This is a genomic window from Hydrogenophaga sp. L76, assembly GCF_057654755.1.
In genome coordinates this window covers 1,496,462-1,521,310 of record NZ_CM172807.1, presented here as the reverse complement: position 1 = coordinate 1,521,310, position 24,849 = coordinate 1,496,462, and the positions used below count along the sequence as shown (strand labels likewise).

At 67.5% G+C, this 24,849-nt stretch carries 23 protein-coding genes; 13 read left to right on the top strand and 10 right to left on the bottom strand.

All coding sequences use genetic code 11. From position 1 onward, the window contains the following. Positions 1–39: 39 nt before the first annotated feature. Positions 40–1,995, top strand: coding sequence for a GspE/PulE family protein (locus AC23D4_RS07215; RefSeq protein WP_472888024.1), 1,956 nt, complete (start codon positions 40–42; stop codon positions 1,993–1,995). A gap of 48 nt (positions 1,996–2,043) precedes the next feature. Here the strand turns inward: AC23D4_RS07215 and AC23D4_RS07210 are convergent, their stop codons facing one another. After that, entirely contained in the window at positions 2,044–2,802 is a 759-nt protein-coding gene (locus tag AC23D4_RS07210; RefSeq protein ID WP_226462710.1) for a 3-hydroxyacyl-CoA dehydrogenase, read from the bottom strand. A 159-nt stretch (positions 2,803–2,961) separates the two neighbouring features. Here AC23D4_RS07210 and ppk2 point away from each other — a divergent pair, with 159 nt between their 5' ends. Further along, positions 2,962–3,879 (top strand): polyphosphate kinase 2, encoded by a 918-nt coding sequence (gene ppk2 / locus AC23D4_RS07205; protein WP_472888025.1) that lies wholly within the window; start codon positions 2,962–2,964, stop codon positions 3,877–3,879. Between the two features lie 30 nt (positions 3,880–3,909). On the opposite strand, the gene AC23D4_RS07200 is transcribed toward ppk2, so the two are convergent. Both AC23D4_RS07200 and AC23D4_RS07195 read right to left on the bottom strand, forming a co-directional pair. Further along, on the bottom strand, positions 3,910–4,953 hold the full coding sequence (locus AC23D4_RS07200) for an extracellular solute-binding protein (RefSeq protein WP_472888026.1): 1,044 nt from the start codon (positions 4,951–4,953) through the stop codon (positions 3,910–3,912). Positions 4,954–5,361: 408 nt separating this feature from the next. Next, positions 5,362–5,904: a phasin family protein gene (locus tag AC23D4_RS07195; protein ID WP_472888027.1), complete on the bottom strand. Its 543-nt coding sequence runs from the start codon at positions 5,902–5,904 to the stop codon at positions 5,362–5,364. 264 nt (positions 5,905–6,168) lie between these two features. Here AC23D4_RS07195 and AC23D4_RS07190 point away from each other — a divergent pair, with 264 nt between their 5' ends. The 3 genes from AC23D4_RS07190 (at position 6,169) to AC23D4_RS07180 (ending at position 8,421) form a co-directional block, all read left to right on the top strand. Further along, positions 6,169–7,170: a histone deacetylase family protein gene (locus AC23D4_RS07190; protein ID WP_472888028.1), complete on the top strand. Its 1,002-nt coding sequence runs from the start codon at positions 6,169–6,171 to the stop codon at positions 7,168–7,170. After that, the gene (locus tag AC23D4_RS07185; protein WP_472888029.1) at positions 7,167–7,610 is read left to right on the top strand and encodes an acyl-CoA thioesterase; all 444 of its coding nucleotides are present in this window, start codon (positions 7,167–7,169) and stop codon (positions 7,608–7,610) included. Before AC23D4_RS07190 ends, AC23D4_RS07185 begins: the two co-directional genes overlap by 4 nt. A 76-nt stretch (positions 7,611–7,686) precedes the next feature. Continuing rightward, positions 7,687–8,421 (top strand): nitroreductase, encoded by a 735-nt coding sequence (locus tag AC23D4_RS07180; protein WP_472888030.1) that lies wholly within the window; start codon positions 7,687–7,689, stop codon positions 8,419–8,421. A gap of 114 nt (positions 8,422–8,535) precedes the next feature. Here AC23D4_RS07180 and AC23D4_RS07175 read toward each other — a convergent pair whose 3' ends face one another. After that, positions 8,536–9,348, bottom strand: coding sequence for a hypothetical protein (locus tag AC23D4_RS07175; RefSeq protein ID WP_472888031.1), 813 nt, complete (start codon positions 9,346–9,348; stop codon positions 8,536–8,538). Positions 9,349–9,539: 191 nt separating this feature from the next. On the opposite strand from AC23D4_RS07175, the gene AC23D4_RS07170 reads away from it, so the two are divergent. After that, entirely contained in the window at positions 9,540–9,887 is a 348-nt protein-coding gene (locus AC23D4_RS07170; protein ID WP_472888032.1) for an FKBP-type peptidyl-prolyl cis-trans isomerase, read from the top strand. Positions 9,888–9,897: 10 nt separating this feature from the next. Next, positions 9,898–10,887, top strand: coding sequence for a 2-hydroxyacid dehydrogenase (locus AC23D4_RS07165; RefSeq protein ID WP_472888033.1), 990 nt, complete (start codon positions 9,898–9,900; stop codon positions 10,885–10,887). Between the two features lie 13 nt (positions 10,888–10,900). Here the strand turns inward: AC23D4_RS07165 and AC23D4_RS07160 are convergent, their stop codons facing one another. From AC23D4_RS07160 to AC23D4_RS07145, 4 genes are read right to left on the bottom strand one after another with little or no spacing between them, the layout of a single operon-like run. Further along, entirely contained in the window at positions 10,901–11,956 is a 1,056-nt protein-coding gene (locus tag AC23D4_RS07160) for an ankyrin repeat domain-containing protein (RefSeq protein WP_472888034.1), read from the bottom strand. After that, on the bottom strand, positions 11,953–12,528 hold the full coding sequence (locus AC23D4_RS07155; protein WP_472888035.1) for a sigma-70 family RNA polymerase sigma factor: 576 nt from the start codon (positions 12,526–12,528) through the stop codon (positions 11,953–11,955). The genes AC23D4_RS07160 and AC23D4_RS07155 overlap by 4 nt, the downstream gene beginning before the upstream one ends. A 55-nt stretch (positions 12,529–12,583) precedes the next feature. Continuing rightward, positions 12,584–13,498 (bottom strand): hypothetical protein, encoded by a 915-nt coding sequence (locus tag AC23D4_RS07150; protein ID WP_472888036.1) that lies wholly within the window; start codon positions 13,496–13,498, stop codon positions 12,584–12,586. Positions 13,499–13,556: 58 nt separating this feature from the next. Beyond that, positions 13,557–14,534 carry a LysR family transcriptional regulator gene (locus AC23D4_RS07145; RefSeq protein WP_472888037.1) on the bottom strand — a complete coding sequence of 326 codons (978 nt, stop codon included), beginning with the start codon at positions 14,532–14,534 and terminating at the stop codon, positions 13,557–13,559. 290 nt (positions 14,535–14,824) lie between these two features. Here AC23D4_RS07145 and AC23D4_RS07140 point away from each other — a divergent pair, with 290 nt between their 5' ends. The 4 genes from AC23D4_RS07140 (at position 14,825) to AC23D4_RS07125 (ending at position 17,455) form a co-directional block, all read left to right on the top strand. Then, positions 14,825–15,457, top strand: coding sequence for a DUF4148 domain-containing protein (locus tag AC23D4_RS07140; RefSeq protein ID WP_472888038.1), 633 nt, complete (start codon positions 14,825–14,827; stop codon positions 15,455–15,457). A gap of 119 nt (positions 15,458–15,576) precedes the next feature. Continuing rightward, a complete protein-coding gene (locus AC23D4_RS07135) occupies positions 15,577–15,960 on the top strand; it encodes a cupin domain-containing protein (protein ID WP_472888039.1) in 384 nt (127 codons plus the stop codon). Positions 15,961–16,062: 102 nt separating this feature from the next. Next, complete coding sequence (locus AC23D4_RS07130) at positions 16,063–16,332, top strand: MoaD/ThiS family protein (protein WP_472888040.1); 270 nt, start codon at positions 16,063–16,065, stop codon at positions 16,330–16,332. A gap of 28 nt (positions 16,333–16,360) precedes the next feature. Then, positions 16,361–17,455, top strand: coding sequence for a WD40/YVTN/BNR-like repeat-containing protein (locus AC23D4_RS07125; RefSeq protein WP_472888041.1), 1,095 nt, complete (start codon positions 16,361–16,363; stop codon positions 17,453–17,455). 389 nt (positions 17,456–17,844) lie between these two features. Here AC23D4_RS07125 and AC23D4_RS07120 read toward each other — a convergent pair whose 3' ends face one another. Next, on the bottom strand, positions 17,845–18,879 hold the full coding sequence (locus tag AC23D4_RS07120; protein ID WP_472888042.1) for an endonuclease/exonuclease/phosphatase family protein: 1,035 nt from the start codon (positions 18,877–18,879) through the stop codon (positions 17,845–17,847). A gap of 34 nt (positions 18,880–18,913) precedes the next feature. Further along, a complete protein-coding gene (locus AC23D4_RS07115; protein ID WP_472888043.1) occupies positions 18,914–19,984 on the bottom strand; it encodes a substrate-binding domain-containing protein in 1,071 nt (356 codons plus the stop codon). 125 nt (positions 19,985–20,109) lie between these two features. On the opposite strand from AC23D4_RS07115, the gene AC23D4_RS07110 reads away from it, so the two are divergent. Further along, a complete protein-coding gene (locus tag AC23D4_RS07110; RefSeq protein ID WP_472888044.1) occupies positions 20,110–21,930 on the top strand; it encodes an NADH-ubiquinone oxidoreductase-F iron-sulfur binding region domain-containing protein in 1,821 nt (606 codons plus the stop codon). Next, positions 21,927–24,773: a formate dehydrogenase subunit alpha gene (gene fdhF / locus AC23D4_RS07105; RefSeq protein WP_472888045.1), complete on the top strand. Its 2,847-nt coding sequence runs from the start codon at positions 21,927–21,929 to the stop codon at positions 24,771–24,773. Before AC23D4_RS07110 ends, fdhF begins: the two co-directional genes overlap by 4 nt. Positions 24,774–24,849: the final 76 nt, after the last annotated feature.

Genomic DNA, 24,849 nt, shown 5'->3' with positions numbered 1-24,849 from the left:
GAAGTGCCATCCACTCCAGCAGTCTGCCAAGAAATCCCTATGACACATACCCAGGTTGTTCCATCCGCCGCTCCCGAAACGCTGGGCATGCCCTCGCGTCAGGCGGCGCACAACCTGGCCCAGTTGATCCTGGCGCAGGAGGAGCAACACCGCCAGCCCATTGTCAGCCTGCGCGACGCCTTGCTGCGGCTGCGCCTCCTCGACGAGCCCCGGCTGAACGAGCTGGCGATGGAAAGCCCGGACCTGCTGCGTTCGCGCTCCTCTGAACTGGTGCAGCGCCTGCTGTTGACCGAGGATGAACTGCACCGGGCGCTGGCTTGTGTGGCCGGCTTGCTGGAAATCGAGGTGCTGGGATTCGACATCGAGCGCGATGCGTTCGGCATCCTGCCTTTGCACGCAGCGCATACCTTTCATGTGGTGCCGCTGGGCATGGCCAACGAGCACTTTTATGTGGCTTCCTGCGCGCCGACCAACGAAGAGCTGCAGCATCAGCTTTGCACGCAGACCGGTCACACCGTGCGCCTGGTGTGGGCCAGCAGCGAAGCGATCGAGCGGCGGCTGGCGCTCCAGGACCGCATCGAACGCGCCGGGCATGCCCACAGCGCCCTCGCCGACGACGTTCGGCGCCAGATGTTGCCGCCCCATGAGCTTGCACAGCACAACGACCAGGCGGTGCTGGAGGATCTGGTCATGCAGGCGATGGTGGAGGTGGGCACAGCCGGTGAAGCCGAGCAACTGGTCTCGGCCGCGGATTCGGCCGGCATCGTGCGGCTGGTCAACCAGATGATCGCCGAGGCCCAGGGCACAGGTGTGTCCGACATCCACATCGAAAGCAACCCGGGCGAGGCGCTGACGGTCATCCGCTTCCGGCGCGACGGCGATCTGGAGCCTTATTTGCGGCTGCCGGCCAAGCTGCGGGCGCCGCTGGTTTCGCGCATCAAGATCATGGCGCGGCTCGACATCGCCGAACGCCGCCGACCGCAGGACGGCAAAATCGATTTCTCTGAGTTCGGCGGCAAGGCCCTCGAGCTGCGCGTGGCGATCATGCCCACCCACGACGGTCTGGAAGACGTGGTGCTGCGCTTGCTGGAATCGGCCAAGCCGCTGCCTTTGTCCAGGTTGGGCTTGCAGCCCCGTGATCGGGATCTCATTGCCGGTTTTTCAGAGCGCACCTTTGGTCTGGTGCTGGCCGCCGGCCCCACCGGTTCGGGCAAGACCACCACACTGCATTCCATGCTGGCCGAGGTGAACACCGCCGAGCGCAAGATATGGACCGCAGAGGACCCGATCGAGATCACCCAGCCCGGCCTGCGCCAGGTGCAGATGAACAGCAAGATCGGCCTGACTTTCGCCAGCGCCATGCGTGGTTTCCTGCGCGCCGACCCGGACATCATCATGATCGGCGAGATCCGCGATGCCGAGACCGCCAAGATCGCGATCGAGGCCTCCCTGACCGGCCATCTGGTGCTCTCCACCCTGCACACCAACAATGCCAGCGAGAGCGTGGTGCGCCTGCTCGACCTCGGCATGGACCCGATGAACTTCGCCGACTCGTTGCTGGGCATCGTTGCCCAGCGCCTGGTGCGAGCCCTGTGCACCCACTGTGCCCACGACCGTCCGGTCACCGATGAAGAGTGGGACGCGCTGCGGCAGGAATACATGGAGGGCAGCAACCTGAGCCGCCAGGAGGCCCAGGCTCGCCTGCTCAAGGCCGCGGGCGTGGAAGCCTCCTCCGACCTCCACACCCGCATCAACACCCGGCACGCAGTCGGTTGCGATCATTGTGGCGGCAAGGGCTACAAGGGGCGGCTGGGCGTCTACGAGATCCTGCAGAACAGCCGCGCCATCAAGCTGCTGATCCAGAACCGCGCCCGGCCATCGGAGATTTTTGACACCGCCGTGAGCGAAGGCATGCGCAGCCTGCGCCACGATGCGATCGAGAAGGTGGTGCAGGGCCTGATCGACCTGAAGCAGGCCCGCACGGCCTACCGCTGAGCACAAAAAAGCCCGGCGCCCAGGCCGGGCGGGTGCGAGCAGATCGCTTCAGCGCGGCGCCAGGCGGATCGCGCCGTCCAGACGGATCACCTCGCCGTTGAGCATGTCGTTTTCGAAGATGTGTTTCGCCAGCTTGGCGTAGTCCTGCGGCGTACCCAGGCGGCTGGGGAACGGCACACTGGCGGCCAGCGCGTCCTGCACTTCCTGCGGCATGCCGAACAGCATGGGCGTGCCGAAGATGCCAGGGGCGATCGTCATGTTGCGGATGCCGTTGCGCGCGAGGTCGCGCGCAATGGGCAGCGTCATGCCGACCACGCCGCCCTTGGAGGCGGCGTAGGCGGCTTGGCCGATCTGGCCGTCGTAGGCCGCGACTGAGGCGGTCGAGATCATCACGCCGCGTTCGCCCGTGGCCTCGGGTTCGTTCTTGCACATGGCTTCCGAGGCGAGGCGGATCATGTTGAAGCTGCCGACCAGGTTGACCATGATGGTCTTGGTGTACACGGCCAGCGAGTGCGCGCCGTTCTTGCCCACGGTCTTTTCGGCCGGCGCGATGCCGGCGCAGTTGACCAGGCCCATGAGCTTGCCCAGGGACAGGGCCTTGGCCACCACAGCCTGGCCGTCGGCTTCGCTGCTCACGTCGCATTTCACAAACGCGCCGCCGATGTCCTTGGCGACCGCTTCGCCTTTTTCAGCCTGCATGTCGGCGATCACGACGGTGCCGCCGTTGGCCGCCAGCATGCGCGCCGTGCCTTCGCCCAGACCGGATGCGCCGCCGGTGACGATGAATACCTTGCCTTGAATGTCCATGGGTGTGCTCCTCGGGTGGTGAATTGACGTTGACGTAAACGTCAATTATGGCTCAGCCGGTGGCGCTCGAAATGTCACCGGATTGGCGTCGTGCTTTCACGAGCCTGTCACACAAGGGCCGTAGCCTGCCATCACCATTGACCCCCGCACGGAGCCCCCATGTTTGACAGCCACGACGAGCTGCTGACCCGCATTCACTACGATCTCATGGACGGCTACGACGAAGAGCTGGAGATGGAGATCGAAGACCGCCACGTGGACGCGCTCGGCGGTGAGCTGGACCCCGAGGCGCTGCTGCAGCAGAAGGAAAGCCGGCGCACGTATTTCCGCGAACTGTTCCGCCTGCAGGCCGAGCTGGTGAAGCTGCAGGACTGGGTGCACGCCACCGGGCACAAGGTGGTGATCGTGTTCGAAGGGCGCGACGCGGCCGGCAAGGGCGGCGTGATCAAGCGCATCACGCAGCGCCTGAACCCGCGCGTGTGCCGGGTGGTGGCGCTGCCCGCACCCAGCGACCGCGAGCGCACGCAGTGGTATTTCCAGCGTTATGTGCCGCACCTGCCGGCGGCCGGCGAGATCGTGCTGTTCGACCGCAGCTGGTACAACCGCGCCGGTGTGGAAAAGGTGATGGGCTTTTGCACCGACGAGCAGTACGAAGCTTTCTTCCGCGACGTGCCCGAGTTCGAGAAGATGATCGCGCGCTCCGGCGTCCAGCTGATCAAGTACTGGTTCTCGGTGTCCGATGCCGAACAGGAGCTGCGCTTCCTTGGCCGCATCCACGACCCGCTCAAACAATGGAAGCTCAGCCCGATGGACCTGGAGAGCCGCCGCCGCTGGGAGCTCTACACCAAGGCCAAGGAAGTGATGCTTGAACGCACCCACATCCCCGAATCGCCATGGTGGGTGGTGCCGGCCGATGACAAGAAAAAGGCGCGCCTGAACTGCATCCACCACCTGCTGTCACAGATGCCGTACCACGAGATTCAGCGCCCCGGCATCGAACTGCCCGAACGCATGCGCCACGAAGACTACCGCCGCCACCAGGTGCCCGGCGAGATCTACGTGCCGCAGGTTTATTAACACTCCCGCCGCGCCTGCGGCGCGGGGGGGTTACTTGTAGCCCACGCGGTCCAGCATCTGCTGCACCTTGGTCATGTTCTTCGCGACCACGCCCAGCGGAATCTGCTCGGCCTTGAAGTTGTCGCCACCCATGGCCTTGATGGCGGGGTTGTTCACCTTCAGACCCTTGACGGCCGGGAACTCGTTGTTGCCGTTGGCGAAGTAGTCCTGCGCAAAGGGGCTGGCCAGGAACTCCATGAAGGCCACGGCGTTGTCGCGGTTCTTGGCGTGCTTGGCAACGGCTGCGCCGGCGATGTTGACGTGCGCGCCGCTGGTGCCCTGGTTGGGGAAGACCACGCGCACTTTTTCCATCACCGAACGGTCCTCGGGCTTGCTGGACTTGATCATGCGGGCCAGGTAGTAGGTGTTGGTCAGTGCCACACCGCATTCGCCCGAGGCCACGGCCTTGATCTGGTCGGTGTCACCGCCTTTGGGTGCGCGCGCCATGTTGGCGACCACGCCCTTGAGCCATTCTTCGCCCTTGGCATCGCCCAGGCGTTCGACCACGGTGGCGAACAGCGAGAGGTTGTAGGGGTGTGAGCCCGAGCGGGTGCAGACCAGGCCCTTGAGCTTGGGGTCGGCCAGTTGTTCGTAGGTGGCCACGTCGGCGGCCTTGACGCGCAGCGGGTCGTAGATGATCACGCGGGCGCGGGTGGAGAAACCGGTCCAGGTCACGCCATCGGGGCCAGCGTCGGCGCGCAGGTTGGCGGGAATGGCGGCGTCCAGTTTGGCCGACTTGATGGGCTGGAACAGGCCCTGGCTGTCAGCGCTGGCCATGCGGGCCGCGTCCACCAGCAGGATCACGTCGGCGGGCGATGCGGCACCTTCGGCGCGCAGACGCGCCACGATGCCAGCGTCGTCCGCGTCGACGCGGTTGATCTTGATGCCCGTGGTCCTGGTGAAGGTGTCGTACATCGCCTCGTCGGTCTGGTAGTGGCGGGCGGAGTACAGGTTGAGCACCTTGTCCTGGGCCTGGGCGCCCAAGGCTGCGGAGGCCGCGGCAAGGACAATGCTGAGCTTGATGGTGTTGCGCATGTGGGGGACTTTCTCTGGAGCCAATAACCCCGCATTCGTCTGGAGATTACCAGCGCTGCGGGCACGATTCATCCAAGCCAGATGATAACACAAACACGAATGGTTCTCAATAAAAGCAGTTGATCTGGGTCAACATGCGGTGGTTCGGCGAACCAGCCGGCAGCGCTGGACTGGCTGACACCCGAAGGGCTCCATGTGACGCGCAAAAAAAAAGCCCCCGCTTTGCAGCGAGGGCTTAAGGGGTCCGATGAAATCGAATTTCGAAAAGGACCCGAGGAGACAACCAGAAAAAACGGATTTGGTGAACCAGCGCCGCCTTCTCAAGGTTGGCGCCAGTTTCCAGTGATTTCGGTGTGAGTGCTTTGACAGAAGTCAAAAGCCCCATCAAAGGCATGAAACCTTTGCAATTCAGCGCTTCTTGGCAGCGGCCTTGGTGGCGCTGACAGCTTGCGTGGTCACGGTGTTGAAGTTGGCTTCGGCCATTTCGGTGGCTTGCTTGACAGCCTTCTGAACCGATTCCATGGCGTTGTTGGCGGCGGACACGGCGCTCTTCATCACGGCCACGGCGGTTTCGGAACCGGCAGGGGCGTTCTTGGAAGCGTTGTCCACGACGGACATGAACTTCTTCTGTGCGTCAGCAGCCTGGGCTTCAGCAGCCTTGCCGAATTCGGCGCCGGTGCCCGAAGCGATGTCGTACAGGTGACGGCTGTAGGCCACGGTCTTCTCGGCCAGGGGTTGCATGAGGCTGGCTTGCAGCGTCAGCAGTTCCTGGGCGTCCTTGACGGACAGCAGCGCTTGCGTGCTGTTGGCAGACTCGCTCAGGGCAGCCTTGGTGGCCTGAACGTTCAGTTCAACCAGCTTTTCCACGCCTTCGAAGGCTTTCTGGGTCAGGCCGAAAAGGGTTTCGATGTTGGCTTTTTGTGCGGCGACGATTTGTTCAGCGGTCAGCATGTGGGGTTCTCCGAAAGAGGAAGTAAATAGGGGGGTAGTGGCCTAGTTGAGAGCTGCTCCCGAACTCCGCGCTGTCTCGACGCTGTTCTTTTCGTTCGCTTTGCTGCACTGCAACATGGCTCGAATTATAGGGAAAACTCGAGCCGTTGCAAGCGGTTTTTGTTGCATTGCAGCAATCTAGAAGGGTCTTACCAAAACACGGACCCACGCGCTGGTTTCAAGCGACGAACACAATGGCCGCACCTCTCCAACGCCGATCCCCCCGTGCACGCTTTCTACGCCGATCACTTCATCCTGCCCCTGCCCAGCGGCCACCGCTTTCCCATGGCCAAGTACGGGCGCCTTCGCGAGCGCCTCACGGCCGAGCTGCCGCAGGTGCGCCTGGGTCAGGCGCTGCCGGCCAGCGATGGTGAACTGGCGTTGGTCCATCTGCCGGCGTTCATCCGGGCCATCCAGAGCGGCACGCTGGACGCCGCGGCGCAACGCGAGATCGGTTTCCCCTGGAGCCCTGCCATGGCCGAACGCGCGCGGCGCTCGGTGGGTGCCACCATCCAGGCCTGCCGCCACGCCATGGCGGGCGAGGGGCTGGCGGCCAATCTCGCGGGGGGCACACACCACGCCTATGCCCACAAGGGCAGCGGCTTCTGCGTCTTCAACGACGCTGCGGTGGCAGCCCGCCTGATGCAGGCCGAACATGCGCGCCGCCACCGCTCCACGGGTCCGCTGCGGGTGGCCATCATCGACCTGGACGTGCACCAGGGCAACGGCACGGCCAGCATCTTCGCTCGCGACGACTCGGTGTTCACGCTCTCGCTGCACGGTGCCCGGAATTTCCCGTTCCGCAAGGAGCCGAGCGATCTCGACGTGGAACTGCCCGACGGCTGCGGCGACACCGAATATCTGGAAGCGCTGGAGCGCGCACTGGAAGAGCTGGAGCAGCGCTTCGATCCCGGGCTGGTGATCTACCTGGCCGGCGCCGATCCGCACGAGGGTGACCGGCTGGGGCGTCTCAAGCTCACATTCGACGGGCTGGAGGCGCGCGACCGCCGCGTGATGGACTGGGCCTGGCAGCGCCGACTGCCGCTGGCCTTCACCATGGCGGGTGGCTATGGCACCGACATGGAAGCCACGGTGCAGATCCAGGTGAACACCTACCGCACCGCGCTCGACTACCACCGCCGCTGGCAAGGGATGGCATCTGCCCGGTCGGCTGACTGTTCTGCGACAGGCCCTGCAACACCCCGCTGGCACAATCCCGCGCCATGAGCACGCCAGTCACCCGTCCCCAGGCCCGCCCGCGCAGCCACTACCGCGTCTTCCGCACCATCGGCACGCGCTGGATGGACAACGACGTCTATGGCCATGTGAACAACGTGGTGTTTTACAGCTGGTTCGACACCGCGGTCAACGGCTGGCTGATCGAGCAGGGCGCGCTGGACATCCACGCCGGTGAGGTCATCGGTCTGGTGATCGAGACGCAGTGCAACTACTTCGCGCCGCTGGCTTTTCCGCAGACCGTGCACGCCGGCCTGCGCGTCGCGCACCTGGGCAGTTCCAGCGTGCGTTACGAGGTCGGCCTGTTTGCCGAAGACGGCGAGATGGCCGCGGCCTGTGGGCACTTCGTGCATGTGTATGTGGACCGCGCCACGCGCCGGCCTGTGCCCTTGCCGGCGGCGCTCAAGACGGTGCTTGAGACGATCCTGTGACGGCGGCAGCGCACTGACGGGGTTCTTGCCATAATTGACGTTGACGTAAACGTCAATACAACACGGAGACCCCCGCATGAGCTTCAACCCCCCATCGACCGGCGCCCTGACCCCGATCGACGCCCACAGTGTCGACGCCGCCATCACCAGCCGCATGTCGGCCCGGGCCTTCCTGCCCACACCGGTGCCGCGTGAGACCATCGAGCACCTGCTGCAGCTGGCCAGCCGCGCGCCCTCGGGTACCAACACCCAGCCCTGGAAGGTGTACGTGCTGCAGGGCGCGAGCCGCGATGCGCTGGTCGAAAAATGCTGCGCCACACACGACGCCCTGCGCGCCGACCCGTCGCTGGCCGCCGAGTACCGCGAGGAATACGACTACTACCCGGAAAAATGGGTCAGCCCCTACATCGACCGCCGGCGCGAAAACGGCTGGGGGCTCTACGGCCTGCTCGGCATCACCAAGGGCGACAAGGACAAGATGCACGCCCAGCACCAGCGCAACTTCAGGTTTTTTGACGCGCCTGTGGGCCTGATGTTCACGCTCGACCGTGTCATGGGCCGCGGCTCGCTGGTGGACTACGGCATGTTCATGCAGAACCTCATGGTCGCCGCGCGCGGCCACGGCCTGCACACCTGCCCGCAGGCGGCCTGGAACGGCTTTGCGAAGATCATACTGCCGCACATCGGAGCGGGCGAGAACGAGATGCTGGTCTGCGGCATGTCGCTGGGTTATGCCGACCCGACCGACAAGGTCAATACATTCATCACACCGCGCGAACCGGTTGCAAGTTTCACCCACTGGCTGGAGTAACACTCCCTCCGCGCCGCTTCGCGTCACCCCCCAGGGGTTATCACCAGCCGTCTGGCAAAGCCAGCCCGGCGGTGATCTGAGTTGGCACTGCCTCTGGCGCAGGATTTTTGAGACTCATTCCGGATCGGGCACGTAGCCCGGGCGCGCGCCGGGGAAGGCACGGGGGTTGTATTCACGTGGCGGGCGCTGGTACGCCGGGATGATGCCCATGGCCACCAGGTTCGCGCGGCTGTTGTAGCGGATGCGCACGATCTCTTCGGGCCGAGTGCTGCGCCGCTCGAATTCGGTTTCGCCCACCCGGTCGCGTTCGCGGTCCCCATGACCGGTGCCCAGTTGCGGGCCGGCGGCTGAAGGCCCGTCGCTGCGGTGGGACTTGCCCTGGAAGGACTCTTCGCCCTGCGGCACCGGCGCGCTGCGTCCGTAGATCTCCGCCTGCGGTTCCGGTGCCCGGTAGCCCGGGCGCTCACGGAACACCGCCACGCCGATCACACCGACATCGTCCGGACGACCGGTGCGTGCAGCGTAGGAGCGTGACAGGCGGGTGAACTCGAAGGCAGCGATCTCGCGGCGGCTCTTGCGCCAGCCGCTCACGTCGTAGCGTTGCCCCGGCGCCAGCACGTAGCCGGCCTGGTCAAAGGCGGCGGTCTCGCCGGTGATGACGTTCACGCCATCCACCGACACCACGCTGAGCAGGCGTCTGCGTGTGCGGTTGTACAGCTCCACGGCGTAGCGCACACCGGGTTCGACCGCGATCCAGAGTTCGCCTTGGTGGCGGTAGAACGGCAGGATTTCACCGTTGTCGCGGTTGATGATGCGCACGTCGACCAGCTGGCTCTGGGCCATGGCCGGAAGCGCCGTCAGCAGGGCCGTACCGGCAATGGCACCGAGGGCCATGCGGCGGGTGAGGGTGGTGTTGTTGGGGTTCATGGAGGCACTCCTGAGGCCTGGGGTGGATGGGAGCCTTCAGTACAAACGGTGCGCGTTAACGCTTGCCATCGCGATTGAAAAGCGGGTGTAAATCCGTGTTGCCAAAGGTGCAACGGACCCACGTCGGTGCGGTGCGCACAAGGACTGGAATAATCGCCACTTCCATTATTCATCCCTTCCAAGGACATTCCATGATCACCACCCCCAGCGGCCTGCAATACGAAGACACCGTGGTCGGCAGTGGCGAAGTCGCCCAGGCCGGTCGCCCGGTGCAGGTGCACTACACCGGCTGGCTCTTCAACGACGGCGTGCAGGGCGCCAAGTTCGACTCCAGCAAGGACCGCGGCCAGCCCTTCGAATTCCCGCTCGGTGCCGGCCACGTCATCAAGGGCTGGGACGAAGGCGTGCAGGGCATGGCCGTGGGCGGCACGCGCCGCCTGGTCATCCCGGCAGCACTGGGCTACGGCGCGCGCGGCGCCGGCGGCGTGATTCCGCCGAACGCCACGTTGCTGTTCGAGGTGGATCTGCTGGCGGTCTGAAGAGAACGCCATGAACCAACGCCCTGCCATCCTGATCGCCCGCGCCGTGTTTCCCGAGGTGGTGGCGCGCCTGCGTGAGTACTTCGAAGTTGAAACCAACGACGAAGACGCGCCGTTCACGCCCACGCAACTGATCGAACGGCTGCAGGGCAAGGTGGGTGTGCTCACCACCGGCAGCGAGCGCATTGACGCGGCGCTGCTGGCGGCCTGCCCGCAGCTCAGGGTGGTCTGCAACATCGCGGTGGGTTACAACAACTTCGACGTGCCGGCCCTGACGGCGGCCGGGGTGCTCGCCACCAACACGCCCGACGTGCTGACCGAGACCACGGCCGACTTCGGCTTTGCCCTGCTCATGACCACGGCGCGGCGCATCACCGAGAGCGAGCATTTCCTGCGCGCCGGCCAGTGGAACCGCTGGGCGCTGGACATGTTCGCTGGCGCCGAGGTGCACGGCAGCACGCTGGGCATCCTGGGCATGGGCCGCATCGGTCAGGCCATTGCACGGCGCGGCGCCAACGGCTTTGGCATGAACGTGATCTACCACAACCGCTCCCGGCTCGACGCCGACAGCGAGGCCGCCTGCCGGGCGCGCTACGTCAGCAAGACCGAGCTGCTGCAGCAGGCCGACCACCTGGTGCTGGTGTTGCCCTACAGTGCCGAATCGCACCACGCCATCGGCGCGGCTGAACTTGCGCAGATGAAGACCACGGCCACGCTGGTCAACATCGCGCGCGGCGGCATCGTGGACGACGCGGCGCTGGCCGTGGCGCTGCGCGAGAAGCGCATCGCGGCCGCGGGACTGGACGTGTTCGAAGGTGAACCCAGCGTGCACCCCGGCCTGCTCGACGTGCCCAACGTGGTGCTCACGCCTCACATCGCCAGCGCCACGCTCAAGACGCGCCGCGCCATGGCCGATCTGGCCGCCGACAACCTGATCGCCTACCTGGCCCGCGGCGAAACACTCACCCCGCTCAACGCCGGTTTGCCGAACCCGCGCTGAAAACCGCGAGGGTCTAACGCAGCAGTGGCAGCACCGCAGTCTGCCTGGTCTGCGTGGCGTGGTCGGTGGCGCTCAGACCCTCCTTGTCGCGCAGCGCAGGCTCGGCGCCCGCATCCAGCAACAAGCGGATCAATGCCGCATCGCCGCGCTGCGCCGCGAGCATGAGGGCCGTGCGTCCAGTTGCATCGCGGGTGTTGACATCGGTGCCCGTGGCGAGCAGGCGGCGCACGGCATCAGGATCCCCCTGCGCGGTGGCCGCGTGCAGGGGCGGCAGGGCGGCCGCTGATCGAGCGCGGTCGGCCGCAGGCGCTTCCCGGCGCAGTGTCGCTGCGTTGCGGGCCGGTTCCCGGGCTGCGGGTGCCGCGGCTGGCTCGGTGTTGGACGAGTCCGGGATCGCCTGGGTCAGGGCGTCGGGTGCCGCCCGCTCGGCGGACGGTGCCGCGGCTGGCGCTGACGGTGCACCGGCCATCGAAGCGCCTGCAGAGTCGGCTGCCATGGGTGCTGGCGCCGGGCCGGCAGCGGGCGCCGCCGGTCGCGGCGGTGCCGGTGGCCGGGCCTTGGCGGGTGCCGGCGTGGCTGCTGCCGGGGCTTCCCGGTTGGCGTCGGGAACGGGCGGTGGCGCGGGCACGGTTTTCAGCGATGGGGCTGTGCCCTCCTCGCGGCTGTCCGTCGGGCCTGCAGCCGGTACACCCGCGGGCCGGCTGTCTGTCGCAGCGGCGGGCGCTGGCCGTACGGCAGCCGGCGCTGGAGGTCCGCCGAACGCGGCGTCGCGCTCTTCGGGCGTTCCGCGGTCGAACTGCAGCATCAGCAGGCCCACGAGGCCGAGCACGGCCAGGCTGCCGAGGGCGCGCAGGGTCCATGAGGTGTCGTTGCTGGCGGGTGCACGGCCTTTGGCCAAGGCCCCGTCTTTCTGTGCGGTGGCCACGCTGCGCGCATGGGCCAGCACGGTCTCGCGCAGCGCGGGGCCCGGTCGTGCGTTGTCCAGCGCATTGGCTTCGTGGTAGCGGCGCAGCAGCCGGTCTTCGCCGCCGTCGTCGGGTCCGCTGGGCGGTGGGGAAAAACGGTTCATGCGTGCGCCTCCAGGGTTTCGCGCAGGCGGGCGCGGGCGTAGCGCAGGCGGCTCTTGGCCGTTTCGGTGCTCACGCCGGTGGTCTGGGCGATCTCCGCCAGGCTCAGGCCACCTTCGGCCTGCAGCAGAAAGGCTTCGCGCTGCGCGGCGGGCAGCGCAGCGAGCGCGTCCAGCAGCGCCTGCGCCTGCTCGCGCGAGGTCAGCCGGCGCTCGGGGCCGAAGCCGGATTCGGCCGCCAGCGTGTCGGCCAGGCTGGCACCGTCTTCGGTGGCCGCATCGAGGCTGGCGTGGTTTTTGTGGGTGCGCCAATGGTCCACCAGCCGGTGGTGGGCGAGCGTGAACAGCCAGGTGCGCCAGCGGGCGCGGACTTCGTAGGCCGGCGCCTGCCGCGCGAGGCTGAACCACACGTCCTGCACCAGATCGTCGGCCAGGGACCGGTCGTTCACGCTGCGCATCACGAAGCGCCACACCGGCAGGGCGTGGCGGTCGTAGAGGATTTCGAAGGCGCGCGCGTCCCCCGCGGCAAAGGCCATCATGAGTTGCTCGTCAGAGGGCGCATTCACCGCGGACATGCGGTGGATTATGGCGAGCGGGCGGGCAGCGTGCGGCTCACCATGCGCCTCGCTCTCATGAAGGGTCGGGCACGTAGCCGGGGTGCGGTGCACCGGGAAACGGGTTGGGCCGTGGGGGCATGGGCGTGGTCGGCAGGATGCCCATGGCGATCAGGTTTTCGCGGCTGTCGTAGCGGATGCGGATCAGTTCGTCGGGCCGCTCGCTGCGGCGCTCGAAGCTGGTGTGGCCCACCCACGAACCTTCGCGTTCGCCGTGGCCGGTGCCCAGGCGGGGTGTCGGGCTGGCCGGGGCCATGCGGCGCGAAGCCGGTGCCGCTTCACGGGCCATCGCGCTGGCACTGCTGTGATTGGCGCTGCCCGCTGAAGCTGCAGGGGCTCCGACCGCCTCGGCGCGGCTTTTGAAGTTCGTTGCCGATTCGGCGTCGGACAGTCGTTCGCGTGAGGGGTATGACTGGCTGTAGGGCTCGGGCAGGGGTGGCGGTGCGAGGACTGGCGGAGGCGGCGTCTTTTCGCGGAACACGGCCACGCCGATCACGCCCACCTGCGCCGGGCGGCCGGTGCGCGCGGCGTAGGACGCGGGGGCCGCGGTGAAGTGGAAGGCGGCGACCTCGGCGTCGCTCTTGCGCCAGCCGGTGATCTCGTAGCGCTGCCCGGGGCTCAGCACGTAGCCGGTCTGGCTCCAGGCGGCGGTTTCGCCCGAGACGACATTGACGCCGTCCACCGACACGACACCGAGCACGCGGCCGTGCGTGGTGTTGCGCAGGGCCACGGCGTAGCGCGCGCCGGGCCGCCCGGCCACCCAGTGTTCGCCGCGGTGCTGGTAGACCGGCAGGGTTTCACCGCTGTCGCGGTCGATGACCTGGATGTCGCTCAACCGCCCCAGGGCGTGGGCGGGCAGGGCGCTGAAGAGGGTGAGGGCCGCGAGCGCGGGCAGGACCAGACGGTGCAGGGTCGGCAGATGGGGGTTCATGCAAGCTCCGGAAAAGGTGGATGGAGCTCACTGAAACGCGGCCGGGTGTCCGATGGGGTTATAGCGCCGCGGCTTTTTGTGCAACAGGCTGTAAACCGGTGGGTCGGCAGCCGTCGCAGGCGCTCAGCGCCTGGGCCACGCCGAGGCGGGTCTGCTCGGTCAGGTAGTCGAGAAACACCCGCGTGCGCTGTGGCATGAACTTGCGGCTGGGCAGGGCCGCGTAGAGGGTGAAACGGCCGGTGATCCAGGGGTTGAGCACGCGCACCAGGGCGCCGCTGGCCAGGTGCGGGGCGGCGATCTCCACGGTGGCGCCGGTGATGCCCGCACCGTCGAGGGCCGCGCGCTGCAGGGTGTCGGAGTGGTTGGCCCAGAGCACGGGCGTCACATCCAGCTCGACCTGCTCGTTGTCGTCGTCGGCGCGAAACAGGCGCCAGTAGCGGCTGCGCAGGCCTTCGGGCTTGATGCGCAGGCAGTCGTGCTGCTGCAGGTCGGCCGGTGTCAGGGGCACACCGCGCCGTGCCAGGTAGGCCGGTGAAGCGACCAGGATGGCCTCGGTGCTGATCACCTTGCGCGCGATCACGTCGCCGTCAAAGCTGTCGCTGGCGCCAAGCAGAGTGATATCGAAGTCTTCGATCGGCGGTTCGCGGTGTGACTCGACCTCAATGTCGAGCCGGATGTCCGGGTAAGCCTGGCGGAAGCCCGTGATCAGCGGCGCGAGCACGTGGGTGGCGAGCACCGGTGGCGCCAGGATGCGCAGCACGCCCGAGAGCGCCTGGGTGTGCGAGCTGACCACGGCGTGCGCCTCGTCCAGGTCCTGCAGGATGTGGCGCACCCGCTGCAGATACTGCTCACCGGCTTCGGTGAGCGACTGGCGCCGGGTCGTCCGGTGCAGCAGGCGCGTGCCCAGGTGGTCTTCGAGATCGGCGACCAGGCGGGTCACCACCGCAGGCGACATGTCCAGTGCCCGGGCCGCGGCGGCGAAGCTGCCCTCGTCGATCACGCGCAGGAAAACACGCATCGAAGTCAGTCGGTCCATGAGGTGGGGCTCCAGAGATTCAATGGCTTCATTGTTGCTGAAAACGAAATAGATTGACGTTGATATGGCGATTTTTCTTTGGAAACAGAAACTTTAAAGTTCACCCATCGCAGCGAAACAATCCCTTGAACCGCTACGAAGCCCGACCGACCTGACCGGTGTTTCTGAACTTTCAACGGCAACGAAACCAACCGAAAAACAGCGAAACCTCGCTGAGAAGACACCCCAGGGCCAGCCCGGCACGATCCATCCGTCATCCACTTTTTCACTCCCCCGAAAGGAAACGCACCATGAAATTCGCAAACCGCTCCACCGTTCTCTCCTCCGTCGCCCTCGCCATCGCTGCACTGAGCGCTGGCCAGGCCCTGGCTGCCGATCCGGCCGAAGCCAAGACCCGCGACCAGGTCCGTGCCGACTTCCTGAACGCCCAGCGCAACGGCGACCTGCTGGCCGACGGCGAGTCGGGTCTGACCCAGCGCCAGGTCAACCCGCAGGCCTATCCCGCGGTCGTCGCGCAGACCAGGACCCGCGCTCAGGTGCAGGCCGAGTTGCTGGCGGCTCAGCGCAGCGGTGATGTCGTGGCGAACAGCGAATCGGGCCAGACGGCGGCCGAAATGGCGCCCCAGAACTACCTGGACCGCGCCGTGGCCGCGGCGAAGACCCGTGATCAGGTCAAGACCGAACTGAGCGAAGCCCAGGCCCGTGGCGACGTGGTCGTCAACTCGGAGTCCGGCCAGACCGCCAAGGACCTGAACCCCGGCCGTTACGCCCACACCGCCGTGGCGCAGGGCAAGACGCGAGAGCAGGTGCGTGCCGAACTGCGCGAAGCGCAGCGCAACGGCGACGTGATGGCCAACTCGGAGAGTGGCCAGACGCTCAAGGAACTGAACCCCGGCCGTTACCCTGCCTCGTCGATGAACTGATCCCCGTCGGATCCCGCGGTGGCGGCCTGGTGACCCTCAAGTCGCCAGGCCGCTTTTTTTGTGTGCGATGGCCATCTGGTACAACCCGGAGCCAACCAACGGCGCAACCCAGGAGACCCATGAGCACGTTCAACAAAGTGGTGTTGTTCACCGGCACCGATGGCCGCGCGCGATTCCGCGAAGAATCCGTGGCCTTGAGCGAGGGCACGCCCGCGGCCCGCCTGTCGCCGCTGATGCCCTCGGACGGTTTTCAACTGCGCGAGAGCCCGGTGGGCTTTCGCAGCCCGTTCCACTGCACCGGCGCACCGCAGTGGCTGTTCGTGCTGCGCGGGCAGATGGAGATCGGTCTGCAGGACGGCAGCTCGCGCACCTTCGGCCCGGGCGATCATTTCTATTCGGCCGACACCCTGCCCGAAGGCGCGACCTTCGACCCCGCGGTGCACGGACACTGGAGCCGCCAGGTGGGCGATCAACCGCTGGTGACGCTGTTCGTGCGCGGTTGATCCGTCGCGCCGCCGGGCCACCCGGGCGACAACCCTGAACGCGGCGGGGTGGCGCTTGCGCAGCCCGCGCTCCTGCCGGAAACTGGCGGGCCGTTCATCGCCATGGTCACGGTCGAATTTGCCCCCACTCTGCGCCGCCATGTGGACTGCGCGCCCCAGCTCGTCGCACCCGGCGCACTGCGCGAAGTGCTGGAAGCCGCGCTGCTCGCCGCGCCCGAGCTGGCGCACTACGTGTTCGACGACCAGCGCGCGGTGCGCAAACACGTGGCGGTGTTCGTCAACCGCCAGATGGTGCAGGACCGCAGCGTTTTGAACCAGCCGCTGGCCGCGGGCGACCGGGTGCTGGTGGTGCAGGCCCTGAGCGGCGGTTGAACCCCTCCAACCATGCCAGGAGATCGAGATGCAGACGCTGTTGCTCGCCACCCGCAAGGGCCTGTTCGTGTTGCACGGTGAGGGCACGGACTGGACCATCGCCGCCCACCACTTTCCTGGCGAGCCGGTCACCACCGTGCTCGCCGATGCGCGCGACGGCGCCTGGACCGCGGCGTTGCGCCTGGGCCATTTCGGCGTCAAGCTGCACCGCAGCGCCGACCGCGGCCAGACCTGGCGGGAGATCGCCGCCCCCGCCTTTCCGCAGAAGCCCACCGAAGGGCCCTGGGCCGATGACACCACCCCCTGGAGCGTGGACCTGATCTGGGCACTCGCGGCCGGCGGACCCGACCAGCCCGGCACCCTGTGGGCGGGCTGCATCCCGGCCGGGCTGTTCCGCTCCCATGACGCCGGCGCCAGCTGGTCGCTCAACACCCCGCTGTGGGAGCAGCCGGGGCGTCGCGACTGGATGGGCGGCGGTTACGACCACGCGGGCATCCACTCCGTCCTGGTCGACCCGCGCGATGCGCGCCATGTGACGGTGGCCGTGTCCTGCGGCGGTGTCTGGCAGACACACGATGGCGGGGAGCGCTGGACCCTCACCGCCAGCGGCATGAAGGCCGACTACCTGCCGCCCGACAACGCCGAAGACGGCAACGCGCAGGACCCGCACTGCATGGTGCAGTGCGCGGCCAACCCGGATGTGCTGTGGGTGCAGCACCACTGTGGCATCTACCGTTCGGTCGATGGCGGTCATCAGTGGGGCGGCATCGCGCCGCCCGCGCCCTCGGGCTTTGGCTTCGCGGTGGCCTGCGACCCGCGCAACCCGCAGCGCGCCTGGTTCGTGCCGGCGCAGGCCGATGCCTGCCGCATCCCGGTGGACGGGCGCATGGTGGTGAACCGCACCGACGACGGCGGTGCCAGCTTCCAGACCTTCTCCAGCGGCCTGCCTCAGAGCCACGCCTACCACCTGGTCTACCGCCACGGCCTGGACGTGAGCGCCGACGGCCAGACACTGGCGATGGCTTCGACCACGGGTGGTCTGTGGATCAGCGCCGACGCTGGCGAGCATTGGACGGCCGTGTCGAACGACCTGCCGCCGGTGGCGATGCTGCGGTTTGTGTGAGTCTTGGGTTCACTTCGGTCGCAGCACCTCACGGCTGCGGCAGGCGCTGTCCGGCGGGGGCTCATACCGGGCCGGTCGGCACTTCGCACCGACTCCGCTGCGCCCACCAGCCTGGAGCCGGCGCGGCCAACTCGCTGCGTTCGCTACGCTCTCTACGCTCAGACAGTGGCCGCGAGTCAGACAACGATGCGCGCACTTGCGCGCCCGGCCCCAGGCTGCTGGTCACAGCCGCCCCAGAAATCGCCCCCACCGGACAGCGCCTGCCGCAGCAAGAGATGAACTGGTTCTCCACCGGTAGAGCGCCAACGCCTCTGTTTGCCAAGGTGTGTGCGGCTTGCCAGCACACGCCTTGGCCCGCGAGGTGCAACGAAAGAAAAGTAACCAGGTCCTCAGCCCAACTCGGGCAGTTTCAAGCGCAGCAGCGCGCGCACAAAACCGTGGTCGCTGCGGCTGCGGTCGCGCCCTTCGAACAGGTGGTCGTTGAACACCTCGACGCGCCGCACATCGCCGATCGATGAGCGGCTGGTGGCCACGAACTCCTCGCTCACCAGCACCTGGTCCAGCACCTCGGGGTAGCCCTGGTGGATGTGGGAGAAGGCCACGTCGCGGCGCAGCGCGGCTTCGCCCATCACGTCCCAGGCGCTGAAGAGTGCGTTGTCGCGCGCACCCTTGTCGTAGGCCACCTGCGAAGTGGCGGCGATGAGCTGGGTGGTGACGCTGTGCGGCCCGTCGTTCAGGTCGCCCATCACGATCAGCGGCAGGCGGGTGCGGTGCAGCAGTTCCACCACTTTCAGGCGCAGCGCCAGCGCCTCGCCTGCGCGCATGACCAGCGAGCGCAGAGAGCCCACGGCCTGCACCAAGGGGTCGTCCGGGTCTTCCAGCGGGTGGCCTTCGGCGTCCTGCAGGTACTTGGGCCGTTTGGATTTCAGGTGCGCCGTGATCACGCCCACGTCCTGGCCGTGCTTCAAACGAAGGATGGCCAGTAGCGGCGGGCGTTCGAAGCGGGCGTGTGGCCCGATGCCCGGCACGTCCACCACCGCAGCGGCGGGAAAGTCGGTCAGCGATGTGACCGATTCGACCTTGAGCCGCGTCACGATGCCCACGCGCGGTGTGCCCTGCGCGCCCTGTTGCCCGGGGCCGTTTTCCGCACCGGGCACGCTCACGAAACTGTATTGCAAGCCACTGCGCGCCACGGCAGCGCGCAGCGCGAGCTCGTCCCACACTTCCTGCACGGCGAGCACGTCGGCGTTGAGTGCCTTGAAGCGCTCGCCGAGCCAGGCCACCTTGCGGTCGAACTCGTGCTGGCTGTAGGGGTTCTGACCGTCGTAGAAATGCCGCCCGGGTTGCGCCAGGTTGAGCACGTTGGCCGTGGCCACCATGAGGGTGGCAAAACGCGAGGGGACGGGCGGGACAGGGGCTTGCATGGGTGCACTGTAACCAGAGTGCACGCCTGCGTGCTCAGGCGCTGGCGAAGGCTTCGCGCCAGGGCGTGACCCGCCCCGAGTGCGCCGCGTCGTAGCCGGGCAGGGCGTCGACCGTGCGCTTGAAGTCGGGGTTGGCCAGCGTGCGCATCACCGCCTGCATGGCGGGGTGGTCCAGGGTGGCCGCGCGGCAGACCAGCACGTAGCGCTCGTTGACCATGGGGATGAAGTCGAGCTGGAAATAGCGCGCGGGCCGTTCCAGCCCGAAGCCGGCGTCGGCCAGGCCGCTGGCCACATACGCGGCCACCGAGGCGTGCGTGGCTTCGCTCTGCTCGAAGCCCTGGATGGGCCGGTCGGCCAGGCCTTGTTCGCGCAGCAGGCCTTCGAGCAGGAAGCGCGTGCCCGAGTCCGCCGGCCGGTTGATGAACTTCACGTCGGCGCGGGTCAGGTCCTGCAGGTCGTAGATCTTGCGCGGGTTGCCCGGCGCGACCATCAGGCCCTGGCGCCGCGTCGCGATGTCGATCACCCGCAGGTCTTCGCCGTCGAGCCACTGCGCGTAGTGCGCCAGCGCGCGCGGCTGCTGCGTGCCGATGGGGATGTGGATGCCGCAGGCGTCGCAGGCGCCGTCGCGCAGGGCCGCGGCCGCGGCGGTGCTGGTGGCGTAGCGGCGCTCGATCGGCACGCCCTCGGCCATCAGCGACTCCATCAGTTTTTCGATGGAGAAACCGTAGCTGGCGTGGATGCGGAAGGCCTGCCCGCCGGTGGGCGACACGCGGTGAATTTCGGTGGCCAGCTCGGAGGCGATGGAGTCGAGGATGGGCTGCAGGCGCGCCAGGATGCGGTGATCGGCCCAGACCAGCTTTTCGGCCAGTGGTGACAGGGTGGAGCCCTTGCCGCGTTCCATGTGCAGCAGCGTGGTGTTGAAATGGGCTTCGCCCGCGCGCACCAGGTCCCAGCCGTGGCGGTACGACAGACCCAGCCGCTGGCAGGCCGCGAGCAGGCTGCCTTCCTGGTGCACCGCGCTCAGCAGCTCGATCAGGCGCGGCGACAAGGCCACGCCGTCGGCGCCCTGGATGGTCCAGACCGGTTTGATGGTGATTTTTTTCATCGTGGGCAACTTTATGCGGCGCGGCTCATATGGCTGTGGCGATGCCGCTCATATTGCCAAGTGCCTCCGCGCAGGTGACCATTGTCCATGCGTCCCGGGCACCGGGCGCGAACCACCACCAGCCCATGATTGCCACCAGTCCATTGCCAACCACCACCGCGGTTCCCTTGGCCACACCCGACGCCCTGCGTGCCCAGCTCCGGCGCCGCGGCCAGCTCAAGGGCCGCCAGCCCGATGACGCTTCGCGCGCCGAGGTGCGCGCCCTGATCGGCACCGGTCCGCACCGGCGCGACCTTCTGATCGAACACCTGCACACGCTCAACGACGCGCACCGCGGCCTGTGGGAGCGCCACCTGGTGGTCCTGGCGGACGAGATGCGCCTGTCCATGGCCGAGGTGTTCGAGGTCGCGAGCTTCTACCACCACTTCGAGGTGCTGCGCGAGGGCGACACGCCGGCCGTGCTCACCGTGCGCGTGTGCGACGGGCTGAGCTGCGCCATGGCGGGTGCGCAGGCGCTGCTGGCGAAATTGCCCGCGATCCTGGGCCAGGATGTGCGCGTGATCCCCGCGCCCTGCGTGGGCCGCTGCGAGCAGGCGCCGGTGGCGGTGGTGGGGCAGTCGCCTGTGTTGCGGGCCGATGTGGCCTCTGTGCAGAGCGCGTGTGCAGCGGGTTTGACGACGCACCCGGCTGCGCGTGACGACGGCGCCTTCGACCCGGCGGCGGTGGCGCCCTGCGTGATCACGGCCGGCCCGCAGGACGTGGCACCCGCGTATGTGGGTTACGCGGCCTACAGCGCGCAAGGTGGCTACGCGCTGGCGAAGGCGGTGCAGGCTGACGCGCGCATCACCGAGACGGTGCTCAAGGCCATGGAAGACTCGGGCCTGCGCGGTCTGGGTGGCGCCGGTTTCCCGGCCGGGCGCAAGTGGCGCATCGTGCGCGAGCAACCCGCACCGCGCCTGATGGCCGTGAACATCGACGAAGGCGAACCCGGCACCTTCAAGGACCGCACCTTCCTGGAGCGCGATCCGCACCGTTTCCTGGAAGGGCTGCTGGTGGCGGCGCAGGTGGTGGGCACAGCGGCCGTTTACATCTACCTGCGCGACGAGTACCACGGCGCGCGCGCCATCCTGGCCGCCGAGCTGGCGCGGCTTCAGGCCGAGCCGCCGTTTCCGCTGCCGCACATCGAGCTGCGGCGCGGCGCGGGCGCCTACATCTGCGGCGAAGAGTCCGCCATGATCGAAAGCATCGAGGGCAAACGCGGCGAACCGCGCCTGCGCCCTCCCTACATCGCGCAGGTCGGTCTGTTCGGCCGGCCCACGCTGGAACACAACTTCGAAACGCTGTACTGGGTGCGTGACATCGTGCAGCGCGGCCCGGCCTGGTTCAGCGGTTTTGGGCGCAACGGTCGCACGGGCCTGCGCTCGTTCAGCGTGAGCGGTCGCGTGCGACAACCCGGCGTCAAGCTCGCGCCGGCGGGCATCACGCTGCGCGAACTGGTGGACGAATACTGCGGCGGCATGGCCGAGGGGCACACGCTCTACGCCTACCTGCCCGGCGGCGCGTCGGGCGGTATCCTGCCGGCTTCGCTGGCCGACGAGCCGCTGGACTTTGACACCCTGCAACCCCACGGCAGCTTCATCGGCTCGGCCGCGGTGGTGGTGCTCAGCGAGGCCGACAGCGCGCGCGATGCCGCGCTCAACGCCATGCGCTTCTTTGCGCACGAGAGCTGTGGCCAGTGCACGCCCTGCCGCGTCGGCACCGAGAAGGCCGCGACCTTGATGGCGCAGCCGGGCGACTGGGATGCGCTCACGCTGGAAGACCTGGCCGTGGTGATGACCGATGCGTCGATCTGCGGCCTGGGGCAGGCCGCGCCGAATCCGATGCGTTGTGTGTTGAAGTATTTCCCGCACGAAGTGCAAGCATCTGGCTCGAGGGCTTCGACATGAGCACACCCACCATTTCCTTCAAGCTCGACGGCGTCGAGCTGCAGGCCCAGGCGGGCGAGACCGTGCTCAAGGCCGCGCAGCGCCACGGCGTGCACATCCCGCACCTGTGTTTTTCCGACGGCCTGCGCGCCGACGGTAACTGCCGCGCCTGCGTGGTCGAAGTGGCGGGCGAGCGCACGCTTGCGCCATCGTGCTGCCGCACGGTTACGCACGGCATGGAGGTGAAGGCCAAAAGCGAGCGCGCCCTGAAGAGCCAGAAGCTGGTGCTGGAATTGCTGCTGGCCGACCGGCCCGACGCGGGCCACAAGTGGGCCGACGAGCGAGGCGAGCAGCCCCACGGTGAGCTGAGCCACTGGGCGAGTCAGCTGGGCGTGACGGCGCGATCCGAGCTGAAAGCGCTGCGCGCGCCCGCGCCGGCGCCCGACCTGAGCCACCCCGCCATGGCGGTGAACCTGGACGCCTGCATCCAGTGCACGCGCTGCGTGCGCGCCTGCCGCGAGACGCAGATGAACGACGTGATCGGCGTGGCGTACCGCGGTGGCCACGCGCAGATCGTGTTCGATCTGGGCGACGCCATGGGCGAGAGCAGCTGCGTGGCCTGCGGCGAATGTGTGCAGGCCTGCCCCACCGGAGCGCTCATGCCGAAGACGCTGCTGGGCGATCAGCGCGTGGACAAAAGTGTGGATTCGGTGTGCCCGTATTGCGGCGTCGGCTGCCTGCTGACCTACAAGGTCAAGGACAACAAAATTGTGGCCGTGGAAGGCCGAGACGGCCCGGCGAATCAGGGGCGCCTGTGCGTCAAGGGCCGTTTCGGTTTTGACTACGCGCACCACGCGCAGCGCCTGACGAAGCCGCTGATCCGCAAGGCCGGTGTGCCCAAGGATCCGAACTCCACGGCCCAGCCCGGTGACTGGCGCGCCGTGTTTCGCGAAGCCACCTGGGACGAAGCGCTGGAGGCGGCGGCTGGTGGCCTGAAGCACCTGCGCGACACGCACGGCAAAAAGGCGCTGGCGGGCTTTGGCTCGGCCAAGGGCAGCAACGAAGAGGCTTACCTGTTCCAGAAGCTGGTGCGCACCGGTTTTGGCAGCAACAACGTGGACCACTGCACGCGCCTGTGCCACGCGTCCAGCGTGGCCGCGCTGCTCGAAGGTGTGGGCTCGGGCGCGGTGAGCAACCCCGTGAACGATGTGGAACACGCCGCGTTCGTGCTGGTGATCGGCTCCAACCCCACCAGCAACCACCCGGTGGCCGCCACCTGGATGAAAAACGCCGCCGCGCGCGGCACGCAGATCGTGCTGGCCGACCCGCGACGCACCGACCTGCACCGCCACGCTTGGCGCAGCCTGCAGTTCAAGGCCGACACCGACGTGGCCCTGCTCAACGCCATGCTGCACGTGGTGATTGAAGAAGGCCTGACCGACGCACACTTCATCGCCCGCCGCGTGGACAACTTCGAGGCCCTCCGTGCGCAGGTGCAGCACACGACGCCGGAAGCCATGTCGCCGATCTGCGGCATCGCGCCCGAGACCATCCGCGAGGTGGCGCGGGCCTACGCCACCAGCCCGGCGTCGATGATCCTCTGGGGCATGGGCGTGAGCCAGCACACGCATGGCACCGACAACGTGCGCTGCCTGATCGCACTGGCCAGCATCACCGGCCAGATCGGCCGGCCCGGCACCGGTCTGCATCCGCTGCGTGGCCAGAACAACGTGCAGGGCGCGAGCGACGCGGGCCTGATCCCGATGATGTACCCCAACTACCAGCGCGTGAACACGCCCGAGGTGCATGACTGGTTCGAAGCGTTCTGGAACACCGAGCTGGACGACCAGCCCGGCCTGACCGTGGTCGAAATCCTGCACAAGGCCCAGGCGCCCGCGAGCGATCCGCAGAAGATCTGGGGCATGTACGTGATGGGCGAGAACCCCGCCATGAGCGACCCGGATTTGAACCACGCACGCGAAGGGCTGGCCAGCCTGCAGCACCTGGTGGTGCAGGACCTGTTCATGACCGAAACCGCCTGGCTGGCCGACGTGGTGTTGCCCGCCAGCGCCTGGCCCGAAAAGACCGGCACGGTGACCAACACCGACCGCATGGTGCAGATGGGCCGGCGCGCGCTGGATTTGCCGGGAGAAGCCAAACCTGACTTGTGGATCATTCAACAACTGGCCCAGCGCATGGGCTTGGCGTGGAACTACGAAGGTGAAGAGGCCGGCGTGGCCGCGGTCTTTGAGGAAATGCGCCAGGCCATGCACGGCGTGATCGCGGGTGTGAGCTGGGAGCGCCTGGAGCGCGAAGACAGCGTGACCTACCCCTGCCTGAGCGCGGAAGACCCGGGCCAGCCCATCGTTTTCACCGAACATTTCGCCACGCCCGACGGCCGTGTGCAACTGGTGCCGGCAGCGTTCAAGCCCGCCGCCGAACTGCCCGATGCCGACTACCCCTTTGTGCTCATCACCGGCCGCCAGCTGGAACACTGGCACACCGGCAGCATGACGCGGCGCAGCCAGGTGCTGGACGCCGTGGAGCCCCATCCCACCGTGAGCCTGAGCGGCACCGAGCTGGCGCGCCTGGGTGTACCGGCCGGTGGCGTGGTGACCGTGCGCTCCCGCCGGGGCACGGTGACGCTGCATGCGCGCCGCGACGACGGCATGCCGCCCGGCACGGTATTCATCCCCTTCGCCTACGCCGAAGCGGCGGCCAACCTGCTGACCAACCCTGCGCTCGACCCGTTCGGGAAAATTCCGGAGTTCAAGTACTGCGCGGTCGCGGTGAGCGCGGGGGGCGATCTGCACGCGGGTGTGGATTACGGCGGTGGCGAAGCAGCGCCTGCGCTGACCGTCTGAGCGACCTGAATCTCCAAAACAAAACAGCGGACCGAAGTCCGCTGTGATGGGGGCCCTGAACGCGAGGTTCAGGGCG